This window comes from Streptomyces sp. NPDC088762, from assembly GCF_044750905.1.
Classification (GTDB): Bacteria; Actinomycetota; Actinomycetes; order Streptomycetales; family Streptomycetaceae; genus Streptomyces.
Map to the genome: position 1 here is coordinate 31,140 of NZ_JBIVKT010000023.1, position 20,596 is coordinate 51,735.

Annotated in this window: 10 protein-coding genes; 5 read left to right on the forward strand and 5 right to left on the reverse strand. The window is 67.6% G+C overall.

Going from position 1 to position 20,596, the window contains the following annotated elements:
* Nucleotides 1-8 precede the first annotated feature (8 nt).
* Nucleotides 9-7,226, reverse strand: a complete 7,218-nt coding sequence (locus ACIP5M_RS33800; protein ID WP_401204248.1) for an RHS repeat-associated core domain-containing protein — start codon at nucleotides 7,224-7,226, stop codon at nucleotides 9-11.
* A 397-nt stretch (nucleotides 7,227-7,623) separates the two neighbouring features.
* On the opposite strand from ACIP5M_RS33800, the gene ACIP5M_RS33805 reads away from it, so the two are divergent.
* From ACIP5M_RS33805 to ACIP5M_RS33815, 3 genes are all read left to right on the forward strand, one after another.
* On the forward strand, nucleotides 7,624-11,880 hold the full coding sequence (locus ACIP5M_RS33805) for a ricin-type beta-trefoil lectin domain protein (protein WP_401204251.1): 4,257 nt from the start codon (nucleotides 7,624-7,626) through the stop codon (nucleotides 11,878-11,880).
* 270 nt (nucleotides 11,881-12,150) lie between these two features.
* Nucleotides 12,151-12,564 carry a hypothetical protein gene (locus ACIP5M_RS33810; protein WP_401204254.1) on the forward strand — a complete coding sequence of 138 codons (414 nt, stop codon included), beginning with the start codon at nucleotides 12,151-12,153 and terminating at the stop codon, nucleotides 12,562-12,564.
* 1 nt (nucleotide 12,565) lies between these two features.
* Nucleotides 12,566-14,167 (forward strand): hypothetical protein, encoded by a 1,602-nt coding sequence (locus tag ACIP5M_RS33815; protein WP_401204257.1) that lies wholly within the window; start codon nucleotides 12,566-12,568, stop codon nucleotides 14,165-14,167.
* Nucleotides 14,168-14,527: 360 nt separating this feature from the next.
* Here ACIP5M_RS33815 and ACIP5M_RS33820 read toward each other — a convergent pair whose 3' ends face one another.
* Together ACIP5M_RS33820 and ACIP5M_RS33825 are read right to left on the reverse strand one after the other, a co-directional pair.
* Nucleotides 14,528-15,043 (reverse strand): hypothetical protein, encoded by a 516-nt coding sequence (locus tag ACIP5M_RS33820; protein ID WP_401204260.1) that lies wholly within the window; start codon nucleotides 15,041-15,043, stop codon nucleotides 14,528-14,530.
* Nucleotides 15,044-15,065: 22 nt separating this feature from the next.
* Nucleotides 15,066-16,757: a type IV secretory system conjugative DNA transfer family protein gene (locus ACIP5M_RS33825; protein WP_401204263.1), complete on the reverse strand. Its 1,692-nt coding sequence runs from the start codon at nucleotides 16,755-16,757 to the stop codon at nucleotides 15,066-15,068.
* Between ACIP5M_RS33825 and ACIP5M_RS33830 the strand changes: the two genes are divergently transcribed.
* Both ACIP5M_RS33830 and ACIP5M_RS33835 read left to right on the forward strand, forming a co-directional pair.
* Nucleotides 16,744-17,016 carry a tyrosine-type recombinase/integrase gene (locus ACIP5M_RS33830; protein WP_401204266.1) on the forward strand — a complete coding sequence of 91 codons (273 nt, stop codon included), beginning with the start codon at nucleotides 16,744-16,746 and terminating at the stop codon, nucleotides 17,014-17,016. The genes ACIP5M_RS33825 and ACIP5M_RS33830 overlap by 14 nt on opposite strands.
* 40 nt (nucleotides 17,017-17,056) lie before the next feature.
* On the forward strand, nucleotides 17,057-17,377 hold the full coding sequence (locus ACIP5M_RS33835; protein WP_401204269.1) for a hypothetical protein: 321 nt from the start codon (nucleotides 17,057-17,059) through the stop codon (nucleotides 17,375-17,377).
* A gap of 145 nt (nucleotides 17,378-17,522) precedes the next feature.
* Here ACIP5M_RS33835 and ACIP5M_RS33840 read toward each other — a convergent pair whose 3' ends face one another.
* Both ACIP5M_RS33840 and ACIP5M_RS33845 read right to left on the reverse strand, forming a co-directional pair.
* Nucleotides 17,523-19,076, reverse strand: a complete 1,554-nt coding sequence (locus ACIP5M_RS33840) for a type VI secretion protein (RefSeq protein ID WP_401204272.1) — start codon at nucleotides 19,074-19,076, stop codon at nucleotides 17,523-17,525.
* A complete protein-coding gene (locus ACIP5M_RS33845) occupies nucleotides 19,076-20,596 on the reverse strand; it encodes an SCO6880 family protein (RefSeq protein ID WP_401204275.1) in 1,521 nt (506 codons plus the stop codon). Before ACIP5M_RS33845 ends, ACIP5M_RS33840 begins: the two co-directional genes overlap by 1 nt.

The following is a 20,596-nucleotide window of genomic DNA, read 5'->3' on the forward strand; positions in this document are numbered from 1 at the left end:
TCGAAAATCTAGTCATCCAACCCTCCGGCAGTCGTGAAGTCCAGATCGAACGCGTCTTCAAGAGAGACACAACTATCACACGGCCCGATCCGATTGCCATGTTTTTCATGAGTGGTTTGGTTGCGCACCATGACAGCAGCCACTCGCGCTCCAGTCGGGTTATGCCCATCTGACAGTGCCTGCGAAATACAGATAGGCAGACCGCACATCCCATGCGCCTTTCCCCGCTCAAGGGGAGGTACAGCATCGAGAATCTCTTTGACGAAGGAATGAAGTTGGGGTGCCTCTCCGGTTACACTCGCACTGCTGTACATCCTGCCATTCGGAAGCTCCAGCGCCTCCGCTGCGGAAGGGCGAGTTCTCGAGGAGAATTCCTTACTATGTGACGTGGCATCTGCTTCTTCGCGCGCCTTGGCGAGAACCTTTCCATCTTCTCTCGGACTGTCCTTGAATCCTCCGTCCGAACCGCCTGGCTCAGCGGACTTGGGTGTGCCCGTACTGGGCGTACTCGGTGCCACCTCGTCGGGAGTGGTGTGCGGATCCGCCTTTGCAGGCGGAGGTTCCGGGTGGTCGCCCTTGATGAGGTTCTTGAGGCTGTTAAAGGCTTCCTTAAAACTGCCAGCAGCCTTGTACAGTCGGTACCCCTGGACAGCGGCAATTCCGAGGCCGACACCGTCGACCAGGAGAGCCCCGACTATACCTGCGATGTAGCCCCACCTGTAAGCGTCAGAGGATTGGTCTACGTCGAAGAGTTCGGCGGTGGGGTGATCGCCCCAAAGGTTGGGTACTTTTTCATCCGGCCCCTCGTAGCCCGTCCATCCATTCCAGGTCTCGTTGTCACCGTTGTAGATATCGGTGAGCTTGTTGAGCGCCCACCCGCCGGGGTTAAGCAGAGGGCCAAAGAAGTTGCCGCTCCCTCCGCCGAAGACGGCGTCGAGTATGCCGGACAGGCCTTTGCCTATGTCGGCCCAGCTCAAGAGCCCGGACGGGTCGCTCATGTTGACCGGGTCGTTGCTGGCGTAGGCGTAGCCTCCCATCTGGTTGGGATCGCCGGCTTCGAAGATGGGATCGACGGTCAGAAACCGTCCTAGGGCCGCGTCGTAGTTGCGGGCGCCGAGGAGGTTGAGGCCACTGGTGGTGTCGACGGGTCGACCGAGGTAACCGCGATTGTCGGCCCACTTGGGCGGTGCGGTGCCTCGGGGTGCGCCGTAGGGGTCGAAGGCGCGACGTGTGACGGTGAGCGTCGCGGCATCGATCTGCAGCTCAGACGTGCTCTGGCGGGTCGTGGGCTGGTAGGTAACGGTGCCGGTCGACGAACGGGTGATGCGAGTTCCGTCGGGGTTGGTGAAGTGGCGAAGGCCACTGACGGTATTCGTCGACTTGGTGAGGTTCAGCTGTTCTGCGCCGGAGAAGAGGTACAGGACATCGCTGTCGGCCGATCGCTGGAGGAGAAGCGCCCCGTCAGCGTCGTACAAGTAGTCAGCGGTCTGGGTGCCACCGCCGGGCTTGGGTGTAGTGACGCTCTGGGTGCGGCCCTGGGCGTTGTAGGTGAAGGTCTGTGTCGTCGCTGTCGCTGCGCCGACCTTGGTGTCACGGCTGGTGGTGTTGCCGGCCCGGTCGTAGTGCGGGGTGAGAGTGGTTATCCCGTCCGGTCCCGTGGTGATGATGGATGTGGCGGTGTTGGGCTGGGCGGCGGGAGCCGTGCCGTCGCCCGGGTAGACGCTGTTCTGGGTGACGTTCTTGAGCGGGTTGCCGCCGGTGTCGTGCTTGACCTGCTGCGTACGGTCACCCAGCCGGTTGTACGTGAAGGACTGCCAGTACGGGCTCGGGCCACCGATGGTCGACGGTGACGGCTTGCGGGTGTTGCATCGGGAGAGCTGTCCGGCTGTCGGTGCGGCAAGCCCCTTCGTGTCCGTCCAGGCTTGGGCCAGGCGGTTCTGTCCGTCGTAGAGGAAGCACTGGGTGTCCGTGCCGGTGACTGTGCCGCCGCTGGACTGAACGGTGCTCGTGCCAGTGAGGTTGCCTGCTTCGTCGTAGGCGTAAGTGGTGGCGTCGATCGGGGATGTGCTGGCCGTCTGCAGACTGGTTGTCGCGGTGGCCAGTCGGCCGGTCGCCTCGTCATACGTCTGCGCTGTACGCAGCTGCTTGCCATAGACACCGTAGGTGGACTGGATGATCTGGCCCAGCGGGGTGTAGATAGCCTTGTTCAGATACGGCGTGGTTGCGGTTCCGGTCTGCGTCAGCTGGCCTTGCAGGTTGTAGCCGTAGCCGATGGTCTCGGCCGGGAGACCGCCATCAGCTCCATAGGTGGTAGAGGCCAGGAGGCCGACCTCGGGGGTGTATTGAGCGGTCGCCTTGTAGGTGCCTGCGAGCTTGCCCTCCTCGGCCGGGATGATCGTCGTCGTTCCGGTGGGCTGGTAGGCGGTCGTATAGCCGTTGATCTTCTTGGTGTAGGCCCGGCCGTTCGCTCCGCCGACGAACCGCGTGGAGGACGTGGGGTATCCCTTGGCGAGGGTGTCGTACGTCCACTCCGCCAGCTTCTTGCTCTGGTCGGTGGTACTCGTGCCCTCGTACTCTCCGGACTTACGCCCCAGGCTGTCGTAGGTGTAGGAGAGGCTCTTGCCCAGGGAGTCGGTGGCGAGGATCTGGCGGCCGAACAGGTCGTAGGCATAAGTGCTGAGTCCGGCGTCCGGGTCGGTTTGCGATGTCTTCTGACCCAGCAGGTCGTACGCATATGTCCATTTGTTGCCGACCGTGTCGCTAACGGAATCGATGTTGCCGGCGGCGGTGTAGGTGTACGTGGTCGTCGTATCCGCCGCGGTGGCCTTGCCGGCAGTGCCAGAGGTCCAGATGCTGGTGCCCGCTGCGTTGTACATCTGCAGGGTGGCATCGGCCTTGACCATGGCGTAGGCGCCCGTCGAACCCGGCGTGCCACTGCCCGAGGACCACAGGACGGTTCCCGTCGTGCTGATGACGGCCAGGCTGCCGTCCGCCCGCACGCTGCCGGTTGCGCCGGGGTTCCCTGCGGTGCCGGAGGCCCAGAGCACCTTGTTGTTGGCGATTCCGGTCAGGACGAGGTTGCCGTCTGCCTGCATGTTCAGCTGCACGCTGCGCGAGGCAACGCTGGTCCCGGACAGGATCGCGGTGCCGGCGGTCAGCTTCTGGTCTGCCGTGGTGTCCCGGGTCTGGGTGGACGTCGTCTGACCGAGCGCGTTCGTGTACGTCGTGGTGGCCTGGCCACCCTTGGGCGGCTGTGTGGAGGTCTTGTCCGCACCGTAGTAGGTGGTGGTCGACTGCCAGAGTTGGGCGCCCTTCGACCACTGCTGGGTAGCGGTGGCCCGGCCCAGGCCGTCGTAGACCTTCCTGGTCTGGGACGGGACGGTGTTCTCCGTCTCGACCCACATGGTGGTGCCAGGGTCGGTGGTCGGGTCCGCGTAAGCCGCGATGCTGGACACGGTCCAGCCGTGGCTGTCGTACGACGTCGAGGCGATCAGGCGACCCGCGGAGTTGTTCGCGGTCGTCGTCTGCTGCTGGCGGACCTGGAGCATGCCGTCGTAGATGGTGACGGACTTTCCGTAGCTCCCGTCCTCACGGAGGGTCTCGGTGGTCACCGAAGGCGGATTGGGACTGTCGCCCGCAATGTTCACGGCATACGTGAACTTACGGTCCGCTGACTGCGTGGCCCTGTCCCGGCCCGGAGTCCACACCTGGGTGCGTCGGCCGAGCGCGTCATACGTGCTTTCAGTGACGCGGTTGTTGGCGTCGACGGTCCGTTTCTGCAGACCTCGAGTGGGTGCCAGGTCGGAGGTAGAGGTCCAGCCAAACGGCTGGGGATAGATCGTGGTGACCTTTGTGGGCAGCGTGCCCGTGGCAGGTGAGTACGTCGTAGTGGTGGCGTTCGACAAAGCGTCGAGCTGCTTCGTGACCCGGCCAAAGTCGTCATAGGTGACGGCACCGTTGGTCTGGAAGACCGGCTTGCCAGCCCCGTCGTACTTGGTGGCGACTTGGACGGCGGTCGTGTAGCCGCGGGAGTGCGTCTTTCCGTCGGCGGCCCATGCCTGTCCCAGCTTGCCGTAGGTGCCGGGGCTGCTGACGGAGCCGTCCCCGTCGTAGAAGAAGCGCTTGTGGCTCAGCGTCGTGCTGGGGCCGGGCGTGGTCGTACAGGGGCCGGCTACTGCGATGGTCTCGCTCGGGTAGATGAGCATCATCGGGTTGTCCGAGGGCGCGGACGCGTAGCTGGCAGTGGTGCAGTTCTCCTGGGCCGGTTGGTCTACATCACCCTTCTCGTTGATCTGGTAGGGACGGCCGAGGCTGTCATACGTGGTGACATTCTTCGTCGTGCGCCACTTGCCAGTGGACAGCAGATTCGACGAGCGGTTGGTGACCGCGTTGACCCTCCGTGCTGTCAGGTCCGGAAGGGTGGAGAGCTTTGCTGGTGCCGGTTCCTTCGACGTCCACGCCGTCTGCGAGCTGCTTGTCGTCACCGTGGAGGAAAGCGGACCGTTAAGGGTTTTGGAAGTGACCGTTCCGTCAGCCTTGGTGTAGACCTGCGTCTCCAACACGGAGCCTGCGAGCCAGCCCTCGTCCGGCGTGGACTCCCCCAGGGAGTTCGCTATGGAGACCGAACGCTTGGTGCCGTCCGCCTTATAGTCGCCGTCCATGCCCTGCAGGTACGTCGACACGGTCTGCGTGATGGGATCGGGCGCCACACCGGATGTCGTGGTGACAGTGCGGTACCCCCGGAAGCTGTTCCACGTCCGGTACTGGTCGTCGGTGAGCTCCGAGTCGTCACGGTGCCAGGCCGCGCCGCCGCCGTACGTGGTCTTCGTGACCTTGGCGGGGGAGCCCGCCTTGGTGAGGTCGCTGTTCACGACCTCGGTGACCAGAGTCTTTACGAACCAGTCTTCCAATGGGGTGGCCGCGCCCGACGGGTACCAGTAGGCCGGATAGCAGGCCATGGTGTTGGCGTCTGCCGAGACCGGCATAGTGCCCTTGACCCGAGAGCACTCCGGGTCCTGGTACTTGACGGAGACGGACTCTCCCATCTCCGTCCGGATGCTTGAGATCCGCGGGTGGTACAGCGGTGGCGCCCCGGGGGTGAGCCCGTCGACGCGGTTGTCCATCTCGATGCCGGTGAACGTCACCGGTTCCAGGGAGACCGCCCCGGTACCCCCGGCGTTCGTGTCCAGGCCCGTGTGCTGGATGGAGGACAGCCACATGATGGACTGGAGGAGCCCGGCGTTCTTCGAATCGACGGTCTTGCCGGTGACGGGGTCGATGACGCCGCCCGCGTCGGAGAAGACGTGCGTGAGGGTGTACCGGTCGACATCCTGCCAGCGTGTATCGAGCTTGATCTGGGTGGTGATCTCCTTGAGGCGATACGTGGACCAGAACGTGGGTGAGCCGGCCTTGCAGACGTCGTCGCCCTCGCCCTTTGTCTTATAGGTGGACGGGCAATTGATGTCGTACGGAACGTCCGGCCAGTTGCTCGCCGTGTCCGACTTCAGGTTTTCGGGCTTACAGACGGCATCAGAGGTCGTGCACCGCTGCCTGACGTCGAAGTTGATCCGCGCTGCCGGATCCCTGCCCGCGGCAGCGTCTGCGAGCTTGTAACCGTACGAGATGCGAGTGAGATAGCCGGAGCGGGTGTACTGGGTCAGGGTGCCGCCTTCGCCATCCTTGGCGACCTGCCCATACCCCATGTTGTAGTAGTTCGTCTCCGTGGCGTAGTCGTACCGCTGGACATTGCCGCTCGGGTCCACGACGAAGTCGAGGTTGAATCGGTAGCCAAGCTGCTGATCGCACTGGGACGCATCGCCCTTGGCCGAGCTGTAGCAGGGGTCGCCGGACTTCGGGTGGTAGACCGGGATGCCCCAAGCGCTGTTGGTGGCGGCGTCGGAAGATGTACCAGGACTGTGATTGAGACCGAGGTAGTAGGCGGTGCCATCGGTCGTGGTGACCTTGAAATGCTCCCCCTCCCACAGCCCGTTCGTTGCGCCGGTCAAGCGCTCGATCTTGGTGCCGTCGTCGGACTCCAGGTGGTAGACACCGTCACTGGCCCGCACCAGCCGCCCGGTGTGTGCGCCGAGCGACAGCGTGGCATTGGAGCCCGCCCAGCACTGGTCACCCGAATCTTCTATCCCGGCCTGCTTGCACGTCTTGTACGAGCGCTCGATGAACCCCGGGGAGTAGCCCCAGCCATCACCGATCCACGAGGACTGTGAGTTGCGCGCTGAGGTCTTGCCGTCGATGGACTGCGAGTCGTAGCCGAGGGCCACCGACGGCCCCTTGCCGCCGAGCGACGGCGGGACCGCGATCGGATAGCTGTACGTGAAGGAGCCGGAGGCCGATTGGGTCCACGACCCAGAGGTGGACAGCGAGGTCGCCGCGTAGTCGCCCTGCGAGCCACCCGTGTCCGACACCGCCGCGACGGCGGTCGACTGGGTCGCCGCAGCCGCAGTCATCAGCGGGGTCGTCGAACCAGACAGGACCGCGTCCTTGAACTGGGGGGTACTACTGGGCATGTCGACGTTGGCGGTGAGCCGCTGGGACGACGGGTCATTGACCGTCTGCAAGGGAGTCTGAACCCGGCAGGCAGCAACAGACGGGGTGGTGAGTGCACACCCGGGCATGGACACGAGGTGCAGGCGGGATGCCCACCCGCCGCCATAGGCGTTCGCCAGCGTGCTGTAGTCGAGCCCTACGGACAGCCGGCCTCCACTGGCCTTCCCGTCGGAGGGCGCGACGCCGACGAGCATGCCGTTGACGTTCGCCGATGCAGCCTGTTTCCGGCTCGCCGTCTGCACCCGGACCGTGGCCGGGCCGTCGGCTGCCGGGGCGCTCTGCGCTCCGACGGTGGACCGTGACGAGCCGGGCGCAGGCGTGGCCTGCGCTATCCATACCGGCGATTTCCCGGCCCGGACGGGCGTGACCGGCGCCAGGGCGGCACTGTCCGGGAAGAGCACGGCACCGGATGCCGCCTTGGCGGTCTGACCAACCGTGACTGTTGCCGTGTCCGCCGTCGGCCACTGGGGAGCCCTGGGGACGTGGGCGCGCAGCTCACGCGCACCCTGCGGCGTACGCGGGGCAGGGGGCTTGGCAGAGCCCTTAGCTGGATGCCCCTTCACCACAGGCATACCCGGCAGTTCGCCATCCGCCCAGGATTTGCCCGTGTACTTGTACCCGACCACCACGTCGGCATTGGCCAACGGCACGACGAGTGACATCGCTGCCGTCATCACTGTGACGAGCAGAGCCCGACGTCTCCAGCCTCTAACAGGCATGCCGACGGATCTGCGCATTGATGAACGCACCTTGACAGTCCCCACCCCAAGTGCGCGGCCCCATGAGGGCCGAAAAGAAACGGCCTGTGACCAGCACCGCAAGATCAACGGAACCGTATTGCCACAACAGTGCGAACCGCAATAGCCTCTTCGCGAATCAGCCCCAAGATTTTGGCGCATGTGCCCCAATAACACCCAATCGAGGTCAGCCGATTCAACTCAAGAAAACCGGAATGAAAGATTCAACTGCAGACACCGCAGCGAATTTTTGACCATTTCCATTCGCACATTGGCTGGATAACGACATCCAGCAGAAGCGCCATGTGGGGGGATACCACGTATGCAAAAACGTAGAATTTCGGGCATCAGACGGGCCACCGTCATGATGGCCGCCCTCGGTCTGCTTTCCGGAGCACCGGGCACCGCACTCGCCAACGCACGAACTGGCGCACCGTCCACCACTTCTGCCACGTCTGCCGAACCATCCGCGGGTTCGATTCCGTACGCGGTCCAGCAGGCGAAGACCCAGGGCGCACCGGTCCCGGTCACCTCCCTGACCACGCCGACCGGTGACACCGTCGCCAACCCGGACGGCTCGCTGAGCACCACAACCCACCTCAAGCCCGTACGGGTCCTGAAATCCGGGAAGTGGAACGAGCTCGATCCCACGTTGCAGCCCAACCCCGGCGGCACCTACTCACCGCGGGCGACGCCCACACAGGTATCCCTCTCTGGAGGGGGCACCGGGCCCCTCGCCACCCTGACGCATCACGACGGGCGCAGCCTCGCACTGTCTTTCCCCGTCCCCCTGCCCACTCCCAAGATCACCGGCAACAGCGCCCTGTATCCAGACGTCTTCCCCGGGGTGGACCTCCAGGCCTCGGTCAATGATCAGGGCGCCTTCAGCGAAGTACTGATCGTCCGCACGGCGCAGGCAGCAGCCAATCCGGCCCTGCGCAGCCTGCGACTGGCGACGAAGGCCGACGGCCTCACCCTGGGCAGTGACAGCGCGGGCAACCTCCAGGCGACCGCACCGGACGGAACCCCGGTGTACACCAGCGCCACCCCGCTCATGTGGGATTCCAGCACATCCGACCAGCAGACCACGCCTTCATTCACGAAGCTCTTGGTCGACCACAACACGGCTTCCGACGAGCATTCCGGCCCCACCGGTCCCCTCCCGGCTGAACTCACCACACCCTCGTCGGCCGACAGCCCTGGCCCCGGCGCCCAGGTCAAGACGATCGGCATCTCGACACAGCCCGATGCAGTGACTCTCACCCCGGACCAGGATCTTCTCACCGGTGTGAAGACGACCTATCCGGTCTACATCGATCCCATGGTCAACCCGGTGAGCTCCGGGACGGGACACTTCGTCGTGGCCCAGGAGGGCTGCGCGAACGCCACCACCTACGACAAGGCGCAGGACTACGGCCAGGGCGTCGGCTATCAGCAGTTCTCCTCCAACTGCTTCGGCATGCAGGAGTCCTTCTACGAGATCAACACCAGCGCGCTCACGCCGCAGATGGTGATCCAGAAGTCCACCCTGTACCTGACCGCGACCTACGGCGCCGACCACGGGTGCTCCAACACGTGGCCCGTCACCGTGAAACAGACGAACCCCATCAGCAGCGGAACGAACTGGAACAACCGCCCTGGGGTCGTCGCCACGGTGGGAACCCAGCAGATCTCCAGTGCCTACTTCGACTGCGGCTACAAGTACGCGGCCTTCGACATCACTGACCGCATCCGGCAAGTAGGTTCGCAGGACGCGGACACTTGGACATTCGGGCTCTACGGAGACGGCAACAAGGCAAGGTCGAACCTCGGCTTCATGCGGTTCGCCAGCAACCCTTACATCACCACGGTCTTCGACATCCCGCCGGCCGCACCGGACTCAGTGAGCACGACCCCCGACTCCGCGAACCCGGGCGGCGCCGCTTGCAACGGCGGGAACGCAGGCTGGATCGGCCGTACCTCCACGAACGGGGGAATGAGCAACATCTCACTCAACGCCCGCCTGACGACTCCGATGGAGGGCGCCAACCTCCAGGCCATCTACACGGTCTGGGACAACATGAAGAACAACGGCACCGGTGGTGCCACCACCGTGTCCCAGCCCCGAAGCCCCTTCGTCGCCTCCGGGACAACGGCACGGACCAACATCGGGACCACCGTCGCCGACGGCCACCAGTACGGCTGGGGGGTCAAGGCCTACGACGGGACACTTGAGGGGCCCTGGACCTCGGACTGTAACTTCAAGGTGGACCTGACGCCCCCGACAGCTGCCGCCTTCGGCGACTCGAAGGCCTACCCCCCGCTCGGCAGCGGTCGCACCCCCACTGCGCACGCAGGCGACACCGGGATCACCATCCCCGTCTCCAGCAAGGACATCCTCCCCACCGGCTGTGACCTAATGGCCTGCCTCAAGAGCGACATCCGCCGCTTCGAGTACGCCCTCGACACACCCATCCAGGCGAGCGGGGCCCAGTCCGTCACCGTCACGGCCGACGCGAACGGTGCCGCCACCGCCAACATCCCCATCAACCTAACGGCCCAACAGTGGGGCACCCACACCCTTTACGTCAGGGCCGTGGACGGAGCCGGCAACTCACGCCCGGCCGCCTACAGCTTCTACGCCCCCTGGAATCCCGCCACCCCGGTGAAAGCCGGAGACCTGACCGGCGACGGCATCCCCGACATCCTCCGGCCCGACCGCACCGGAAGCGGGAACCTGCTGCTCAGCCCCGGCAACACGGACGTCTCGGCTCCTGCAATCACCTCGTCGACAGCCGCGCAGAGCCCGGACAAGACGGGCTGGGACAACTACCTCGTCACCCACCGCGGAAGCCTCAGTCAGTCCGGCGTGGACGACCTCTTCGCCTACAACCGCACGACCCTCAAGATGTACGTCTACGGCAACGACGCCTCCTCCAACGGCACGCCGGGACGTTTCACCCTCACCGAGAACGTCACGCCCATCGCCACCAAGCCTGCCTGCAACCCAGCAGCGCAATGCACCGGCTACGTCACCGACTGGTCGAAGGTCACTCAGGTGCTGGCCCCGGGAAGCTTCGCCAACGCGAGCGGACTCGCCGACCTCGTCACGGTCGAGGACAACCGTCTCTGGTACTACCCTGGCAGCTCCATGGGCAACACCCGGCTCGGTCAGGGCATGCTGGTCGGCTCCGGCGACTGGTCACGCGCCACCCTCCTCGCCCCCGGGAAGGTCGGCGGCACACCGACCCTGTGGGCACGCGACGAGGTCTCAGGCCGCGTGCACAGCTACGCCCTGTCGTTCAGCGCCGGCAACGTTCCCACCGCCGTGTTGACCCCGCCGTCGGCTCAGGCCCCCGCCTCCGCTGTCACGACGATCGACCCCAAGCTGTATCCCCAGGTCGGCTCGTACGGGGACCTCAACGGGGACGGACGCGCCGACATCTGGGCAATCGACACCAACCAGCAGCTCGTGGCCTTCGCCGGCACGAGCACCGGCTTCTCGACCACGCCGATCTCCCTGGGCAACCTCAACAAGCCATCCGCCCAGTGGAAGCTGACCGGCCAGAACGGCACGACGACACCCAGCACCGTGGGCGACTACCCCGCGACCGCATCCGGGATCACCTGGCCGACCGCCGCCATCGAAGGCCGCAGCACGGCCTACGCCGCCTTCACGAGTCCTCAGTCCACCATCACCACCACCGGCCCGGTCATCGACACCCGCAAGAGCTTCACCATCAGCACCTGGGCCAAGCCCGGTACGAAGACCAGCATCGTCGCCAGCCAGGACGGCAACCGAAGCAGCTCCTTCTTCCTTTACGCCGACAGCAACACCGGCAAATGGCACTTCGCCCTGGCGTACGCCGATGTCGACGGGTGGCCCTTCGATTACACCGCCGCCACCAATGACGCGGCACGGTTCACCCCCAACACGTGGGTCCGGCTGACCGCTTCCTACAACGCGGCGAGCGGGCTGATGAGCCTCTATGTCAACGGTGTGCTCGCCGGCAGCGCCCATCACCACGCTTCCACCAGCCCCGCCCCGAGTGGCCCGTTCGTCCTCGGCCGATTCAAAAGCAACGGCGGTCCCTGGGACAGCCTTGAGGGCGGTGGTATCAGCAACCTGGCTGTCTACCCCTATGCCGCGTCGATGACCACTCCCGGAGCCCTGAGCGAGATCTCGATGCCCGCGGCTCCGGGTACGTGCATGGACAACGACTATGCCAGCACCCAGGACGGCAACAAGATCCAGGTCGCCGGCTGCAACGGCACCGCCGCTCAGAACTTCGAGGTCCGCGGTGACGGCTCTCTCCGCATCCAGGGTAAGTGTGTGAACGCCGCCAACGACAGCACAGCCAACCTCACTGTGCTCCAGCTGATGACCTGCAGGGACGGAGGCCCCTCCCCCGCCCAGAAGTTCATCCCCTTTGCCGACGGCGCGCTTTACAACCCGGCCTCCGGCCGCTGCGTCGACCTCGGCAACTTCAACACCACCCCGGGCACGCAGCTCTGGCTCTACGACTGCAACCCCTCGGGCGCACAGCGCTGGTCCATCCCGGCCCTGGCAACGGCCCCACTACCCAACCCCACCCCCTAAGCAACACCACCACGTCACTGGCCGCTCTTCCGTACGGGAGGGCGGCCAGTGACATTCGACTGGCAGAGCGGGCGGTGGACGCCTGGAGCATCCTCTCCAACGGATGACAGTAGCCGACTACAACCAACGCCCCGCCGACTCCTACGTCCTGCCAGGACACCCCAGCAGGGCACTCCCATGGGTATCCACAGGGTGGTTTTCGTCCACAGGACGGCATGGCGGGCGCGTTCGGGGTGGGACGATCTACGGCATTCCGACGTGAAGGAGGGGATGTCGATGTCCGCCCTGAGGGAACTCGACTCACGGCTCGACTCCGAGGACACGGCTGTGGTGCTGGCTGCGGTCTGGGACGTCTTCGGTGTGGCCACCGAGCTCTGCGACAGCATCACCTTCGAAGAGGGCAGTGACGAGCTGCAGGCGATGCTCGCGGCGCAAAAGTGCTCGGCCGGGCGGGATCTGCTTCCGCTACCGGAGGTCGGCGCACCGGTCACGGCGCCGCCGCCAGGGCCCGGGGCGGCCGGACTCCAGCCGTACGTGCGGCTTCTGGAGCACGCGGGGGAATCGCTGCATCGGATCCTCAGCTCGGCGGACAGCGTTGGAGAAGGAGCGGCGCGTGCGCTGAGCGAGGCCACTGCGCTGGCTTCTGGTGCGTCCGTGGCGCTGACCCGCGTACGGGAGCGGTGACGTGACCACACTGGGAGAGCTTTTCGATGTCGCGGTCGCCGAGCTGCGGACGGCGGCGGAGGTGCCTGCGGAGTCCATCGGTCCGCGAGAGCACGTTGCCCTGGCGGAGGGGGTCGACCTGGTCTTGGGGCAGATCAGGAAGGGGCTCGGTCCGCGTGCCTATACGCCTGTGCCTACCACCGAGGAACGGGCCCTGACCATCGGGGAGCGCAATCTGGAGGGCGGGCTGGAGCTGGCGAGTTCGTGGCTGGCCACTGCCCAGGGGTACCTGCGGGCCCCGGCCGTGGTCAGCGCCGGGCCGGCCGATGAGCGGATGGCGGCGGCCGTTCGGGCGTTGGGTGCCGTACGGGACACAATCGGCAGCCATCTCGGTCCGGACCGCGAGCCGCTGACCCCGTACGCCTATCTGCTGCGCCACCAGGCCGCCTTCGACTACCTCACCCACCGGTACTCCGAGGTGGCCTGGGCCAGCGGCCAGGTCTTACACCTGCTCGCCCAGGGTGCCGAGCACCCCGGCGCCATCGAGGCCTTCGAGGCGGCGCGTACCTCGCTGAACCAGGCCTCCGTGCACGCCCGGGCCTCCGCTCGGGACGCCGACCACGCGCTGGCCGCCTTCCCACTGGCCCTCGCCGTCGAACCCGTTCAGGCCGCGGCCACCGACCCCACCAGCGCCATCACGGCCCGGCTGGAGCAGGACAGCGAGCGGCTGTCCCGCGCGGCTTATGGCGCCCTGCACAACAGGGAGCGGCGACTGGGCGGATCGGATCTCAAACAGCTCTCCCACTGGACGGCGATGGCCCGCATCCTGTCCGGCCAGGCCCTGCGCCACATCGCGGCGGACACTCCGGACGGCCCTCTGCGGGCCAGTCTCAACGAGGCCGCGGGCACGCTGCGTACGTCGTCCCGAGCCTGGGCGGCCGCCGCGCAGGAGTGGTCGCAGGTCGTGGACATCGGAGATCCACGGGAGCGACCCAAGCTGCCCCCGCCAGGCTACGAGCTCGTACGCAAGGGCCAGGTCACACGGTTTTCAGCGCCGGATCCCCACCCTGCCGTGGTCATCTCCCGTACCGCCTGCGTTCGTGTCGGGCAGCTGATGTTCGGGGCGGGGTGGACGCCGGAACAGGTGCCGGGCGCACCTCGCCCCGCCGGGGACATCCTCACCGACGCGGGAGGTGCGGGTCGGCTCACCGCATCGCTCTACCGGCTGCCGGCGGCGGGCTGGCAGATGGCCGTCGCGGCCCCCTGGGCCGTTCGACGGGCAGGAGCCGGCCTGGTGACCAACGCCGCCAAGCACCGGCCTGCGCAACTCGAGCCGGGCCGGCACTTCTACCCGGTGCACCTGCGCCAGGTGGAGGCCCTGACCACCGCCTATACGGCGGTGATGAGCGCCGAGCAAAGCTCTGCGGGCAAGCTCCTGGAAGTCGCCCTCCAAGCCGGGACGCCCGTCGCCCGTGCGGTGCTGGACGCCTCCGCGCACCAGACGGTCGCCCGGGAACAGAAGTGGGCCACCACCCAACCGGCACAGGCTCCGCCCCGAAACCTGCCACGGGCACACGTCCCGACCGAGCTGCTGACCGGGCGCCGTCCGGGCATGCGTCGGTGAGCCCGCCCCGATCACGAGCGAGCTCTATAGGGCCAACAGCTGCCACCGTCTCTCCAGCAGTGGCAGCTTCCGATCACCTTCCCCAGGAGGTCAGAACGCGCAGCCCGGAACCACGGTCGGGGCGCAGTTGCCCCGGAGGTTGTCCACCACCGGGGTCGCGGTGAGCGTGACCGTGCCCTCGTTGAAGATGCCGGCCGCGCCCCCAGCGCCTTCCTGATCTGCTTGCGGTGGTACTCCGCGATCCGCCCCACCAGGGCGTACTTCGCGAAGTAGGCGGGCGGGACCTTGACCAGTCCGGCGACGTACTCCACCACGGGCTGCGGCTGGAGCGCTCGATGCCAATGGACACAAAGCGTCCTTCTACAGCGGCGCGTTCAGCTCGGCTTCGCGGCGGTTGAGTTCGGCGGCCGCCGGGTGGGCGGCCTCGGCGGTCGTCGCATCAGAGAGCGTCAGGTACAGCTCGAAGGCCTCGTCGCTGCCGGGCGGCGGGGGGACGATGAGCGGCGGGTCCTGGTGGGTGCCGGTCGCGCAGGCGGCGAGCTGGAGGCGGGGGACGAAGGCGTGCAGGGTGTTGATCCAGTCGGCTTCGGCGAGCTCGCGCCCGGGTGCCTCCTCGCCGGCGTACGTGCGGATCCAGCCCGTGTAGAGGGCAGTGAGGTGTTCGACGACCGCGGAGTGCCGGTACCAGCAGTGCGTGATCGTGTTGTGGAGCTCGAAGGTCCTGCGGAGCCAGTCGACCCATGCTCCGAGTTCACGCATGCGGATCCGCCGCTCCGGAGGGTCCATGGCCGCCCAGACCCAGCGCTGCGGCTCGGTCTTCTGGGGGGCTCCGGGCGGCATCGGCCAGAGGTCTGCGGGGTTCAGCGGGTCGGACACAGGTGTCTCCTGGGCACGGTCGTCATGAGCTCTCCCTCTTGGCGGAGCCGGCCGTGGGCTCGGCGAGGAGCTTTTTGAGGTCCTTGTCGCGGAAGGTGAGGCGCATCTTCACCTTGATCGGCGGCAGATTGGTGTACTGCGCGATGGCGGTGAAGTCGGGCAGTTGTTGGAGGGAGTGGACCGGGGCCAGGTCCGTCTCGGTGGACTGGGTGTTGGTGGAGTGCTCCCCACGGGAGCGGCCGTGGCTGGTCTTCATGACCTCGGTTCGCCCGTACAGCCCGGAGAAATAGCGCAGCGTCTCCAGGTCGCCGCAGCCGGGCAGGAGCATGCGCAGCCCGCTCGCCGACAGAACGGTGTTGGCCTTCTGGGTGCCGAGCGACTCGCGAAGCTGGGAGAGGTCGTGCCACACGGTGAGCACCGTGATGCCCATGCCGCGGCCGGTCGTGAGGATGTTGGGCAGCCGGGGGTAGCGCAGCATGTTGCCGGCCTCGTCGACGAGGACACCGACGCTGGGGTCGATGGGCTTGCCTGTGGAGTTGTAGCGGGATTCCGCCGCGTGGATGGCGCCGGCGATCAGGGAGCTGATGAGCGGGGCAAAGCGGTCTGCGTCTGCCTCGGAGGCGATGATGCAGATGGTGCCGCGCTGGTCGAGCCATTCCACGAAGGTGAAGTCGGAGCGGGAGCAGGTCTCGCGGACTTCCTCGTCGGCGAAGACGCGGGCCAGGACGTTGAGGCTGAACTGGATGGAACCGATGCCGTCCTCGTGCAGGCGCAGCCAGGGCGAGGCGTAGTCGTCGGCTACGTCGGTGAAGCCGTGCGCGAGGAGAACGGCGCGGACGTGATCGACGGCGTCCTTGCCCAGGGAGATCCAGCGGCGCATGTCGGAGATGCCGCCACCGGAGAGGTGGGCAGCGAGCAGGATGCCCTTCAGCACGCTCTTGGCCTGGTCGATCCAGGGAGCGGCCCGTTTGTCGTCACCGGAGGAGGAGGCCTCGGCCAGCCAGGCGGCCATGCGGTCGGCGGCCTTGGCGTCGGTGCAGTACTCGACCGGCGACCAGTGGTCGCTGTCGCGGCCCGGGATGCCGGCCGGGGCAATGACCCAAACGGGGCCGACACCCCGGCGCCGGGCGTAGATGACGTCCAGGTCCGCGGCCTTGGTGGTGGTGACGACCAGGGGTCCCTGCCATTCGGCGGCGTTGGGCAGGACCAGCCCGGTCGTCTTCGACGAGCCGGGAACACCGAACACGGTGGCGCTGATGTTGGGCTGGGCGGCCACGACCATCTTGGTCCGCAGCCCGCGGCCGGCTGTGATCCGGTTGATCCGTTTGCCTGGGTCGTTGTGGGCCGACATCTTCCGCTCGATCTTCGCGCCACCCCACTGGGCACCCCCGGAACTCCCGCCAAAGGACACCGCGCCGGCGACTTTGACGATCACGGCGCCCAGAGCGAGAACGATGAGCACGGTGAGCGCGTAGAACAGCCAGGGGGGCGGGGCGGGCTGGTAGACGGAGCCGGGGCCCTTGACGAGAGCCGACAGCACGGTGACGGGAACGCTGTCCGAACTGCCGACCCAGCCGTTGCCGGACAACAGCCCGGCGAGCGGCCCTGCGAGCAGGACGGCGCCGCCGATCGTGACGGCCAGGCCCGCGCCGTACGCGGCGAGCAGCGTGTTGTCGTCCAGTCCGGCGGTGGACGGGCCGGTGCGCTCGGACACGTCATGCCCCCTTCGCAGTGGGCCCGCTGCGCAGACCGGACAGTGGCACCCCGGCTGGTCCGGCCGTCTGACTCCGCATGTGCTGCGGCACTCCTGTGCCTCCTCGCTCCATGGCGCCGGGACGGACCTCAAGGCCCTCCACGTACTGCTCGGACATGAGTGGCTGTCCACCACGACCCGATACAGGGATCGTGTGTTGAGGCGTGCCCTGCTGGACCGGGCAACGGTCCTGAAGGGTGGGGCGTCTGCGGGAGTGTGAGCCGGTCCTGCGCAGGGCCGGATCTTTTGAGGGGGATCTTGTGGAGAAGGACGTGGATCGGGAACACCACGCGGATGCGGCGCCGAGCGTGTACGAGCGGGTCCTCGCAGAGGATCGGCGGGTGATACGGGAGGCACTGCGTACCAGCCGCCTCGGGGCACACTTCGGCTTGGTGCTGACGGCCTTGGTACTCGGTGCGGTCGGGTACTTCGAGGGACCGAAATGGCCGTTGATCATCGGCGGCGTGTTCGCGGTCTGGTTCGCGCTGGCTTTCGCCGTCGTCCGCCGACGCGGCGGGCGCGGCTGGAAGGCGATCGAGCGCGCGTACATCGCGACCTTCGGCTGGGCCGAGTGGCTCTGACCTGCCCCGTGGCGGGCCTGGCGGTCACTCGTGCACACCTCGACCCACGACGACCCGGCCGGCGAACCCCGGGTTCCCCCGCCGGCGGCCCGACAGCTCTCCGGCACCGCACGCTCGAGGCCTCGGAAATGACGAATCCATGGGCTTAGATCACCATCTTCTCGTCGGTCTCGAAGAGGCGTTCCTCGGTGCGGGAGAGCATCAGCTGGACGGCGTGGCTGCCGCCGCCGCGGCCGACCTTCCACAGGGCGCGGCCGCGCTGGCCGGCTCCCCAGGAGCCGATGAGGTTGCACTCGGAGTCGGTGAGGCCGATGGCCTCGCGGGTGATCTGCAGGGGCCTGGTGTCCTGGGCGAGCTGGATGCGGGTCTCACAGGAAGCGATCAGGTCGCGGGCGATGGCGACGGCCTCGGAGCCGGCCGCGCCCACGCTCTCGAAGTCGGAGAGGCGGTGGGTGGCCAGGACCTGGATGGTGCCGGTCGCCCTGGACAGCCGGAGATCGCTGTCGATCTTCTTCACCATCGTGGCACCGCCGGAGCGCATCTGCCGCCACAGCTCGTCGCGTACGACGATCCACGGCTTCTGACCGGGCTGGTCGATGGCCGACTGCGCCCAGGTCGAGACGCAGGACAGCACCATGGCGACGGTCTCGTCTCCGTATTCCTGGAGCGCGGAGATGTCGACGGACTGGATCGGGGCGTCCCAGTCCAGGTCGATGGAGGTGGCCTCGTCGAAGAGGCCGCCGAGGTGGCCGGTGACCATGCCGCCGAGCGCGGAGCGGATGGAGGCCATCTGCTCGCGGGCCCGCTGGATGTCACCGTCGCGGATGCGCAGCTCGCGGGCCATCGCGTCGGTGGGGTCGCGCAGCCGGTCGTAGACGAGCGGGATGGTGGGCACGGCCAGGCGCGTGGTGCCGTGGAGCTCGCCGGTGACTTCCCGGACCGCGACGTCGAGGGCCTCTTCCTCCTCGGGCTGGAGAGTGCGGCGCAGCTGGAGTTCGAGCAGGGCCTTGAGGAGGGTCAGGCGGCGGCGGTGGATCTCGGTGAGCCGTGACTTGAGCTCGGCCGGGTCCTTGAGGAGGTCCAGGCCGACGCCGAGCGGGCCTGCGTCCAGGGGGTTCAGGCGACCCGGTAGACCGGGCCCGAGGCGTACGGGTTCGACGCCGAGGTGGCGGCACAGGGCCTGGTACTCGCCCTTGACGTCGCCAGCGATGAGCGTGCGGTGCCCGAACGCCATCAGGCGCAGGGCCAACGCCTTGACGTGGGCGGACTTACCCGAGCCGGGGATCCCCGTGATCATGACGTTGGGATTGGTGCACAGTCCCTCCTTCACCCAGACCGCGGGGTGGGCGCTGAAGGCCTCCGTGGTCAGGACGTTGCGGCCGATGTACGCGCCGATGGGCGGCAGGCTCGCCGCGTGCAGGAACGGGTAGAGGCCTGCGGCGTTCGCGGTGTCCGCGCGGACGACTTCGGTGCGCGGCACGGCGGCGGCGCGGCCGGCGAACGGCTGGCTCCAGCCTTTCCTGGGGGCGACCCGCATCGAGGTCGCCGGGTCCTCCAGGAGGCGGGAGCGGCGCAGTTCGCGGGCGGTGCGCTGGGGCGGAATCGGTACGGCCGGGCGGTCGGTGACGCCGGCTGCCTCGTCGATGCCGATGGCCTCGAGGAGGGTGTCGCCGGCCGGGCGCCGGGAGAAGAGGCCCATCAGAATCCCATCCGTCGGTCGGGCAGGCCTTGTCCGAGGGGGAGGGCTCCGGTGGCGAAGCCGGTGTCCTGGGCACCCCACATGCGGCGCACCTCCAGCCCGGAGGCGGCGGCGTCCGCCTGGAGTTCGGCGCAGGCGGTCTCCAGCTCGGCGAGGTCGGTGACGGTCACGGTGAGGACTGCGGTCATCCGCATGACGCCCTGGCCGGAGGCTCGGGCGGCATCCTGCTGGCGGGCGATGGCCTCTTCGCGGCGCTCGTCCTCGCTTTCGTCCCGTCCTGACTTCGCACGCAAGTGGCGGGCGGAGCTTCGCTTGGCTTTGTCCCGGGCCAGTTCCTGGCGGGCGCGGCGGGGGCCGATCGGCTCGTAGAGCAGGCTCATCGCGCGGCGGGCGTTCTGCCGGGGCCGCATCAGGGGCTGGAGGATCGTGGCGTAGACCTCGGCTTGCGGCCAGGTGCGGACCTGGTAGGACACCGACCAGGCGCCGTCGTGCCGGTAGACGCCCCAGGCGGTCTCGGCGGCGGCCGGGCCGGCGAGGTCGGGGTCGACGCCGGGCGCGGTTCCGGTCCAGTCGGGGGCCTGGGCGGCCGCGTTGCGGGTGGCGAGTGCCTGCTGGGCTTCGGGGTCGTACGCGGTCCGTACGGTCTGGGCCACTTTGCGGGGCGGGAGCCACTCGACGACCTGGAGGCTCGCCGTCGACAGGCTCTGGCTCATCGCGTGCAGTTCGCGTACGAGGACGGCCGCTGCGCCGACCTGTCCGCCGCCGGCGCCCTTGATGGCGAGGCGGGCCCGGGCGGCGGAGAGGGTCACCGTCAGGTACGTCTCGCGGGTGGCGGAGGCCGGGCCTGCGCCGTCCATCAGCTCGGTGAGCGCGGTCACTGCGGCGGCCGGCGCGTCTGCGGTCACGTGGCGGGCGGTCCAGGAGGCGAGGGCGGCGCCGTCGTCGGGCAGGCACCGCTGGTGGACGGCGATGCGGGTGACCGGGGAGTCCTCGGTGCAGTAGCTGCGCAGGAACTGCGCCCAGGTGGCCACGCGGGCGGTCTGCTTGTCGGTGTCGACGAGGGCGAGGCCGGGGAAGGTGATGCGGGCGATGGCGCTGTAGGTGCCGGCTACGGGGTCGTGCACGACCCCGAGCTGTCCGCCGAGGCCGTCGGGGGCCTCCAGGATCCTCAGGCGTGCCAGGACGCCGGGCAGGTCCATGGGCTGGCGGCCGGTGTCGGCGGAGCGGGGGGCGAAGGCGCCGGAGAAGAAGAGGTTGCGTCGGGTGGCCACGGAGATCTGGTGCCTTACTGCGAGAGAGATCCATTCGTCGGCGCTGAGCCCCGCGACGCGCCCGAAGGCAAGCGCGAGCAGGAGCAGAGCGATGGGCACGCACACGAAGCCGGCCTGCCAGCCGACGTTGAACGGCAGGAGCGCGAGGAGAGAGGCGGCGGCGACCATCGCGAAGCCGGGCCCGGACAGCCGGCCCATGAAGCCGGTCGTCTCGGACTGCCAGCCTCCGTAGGAAACGGGTTGTGACAT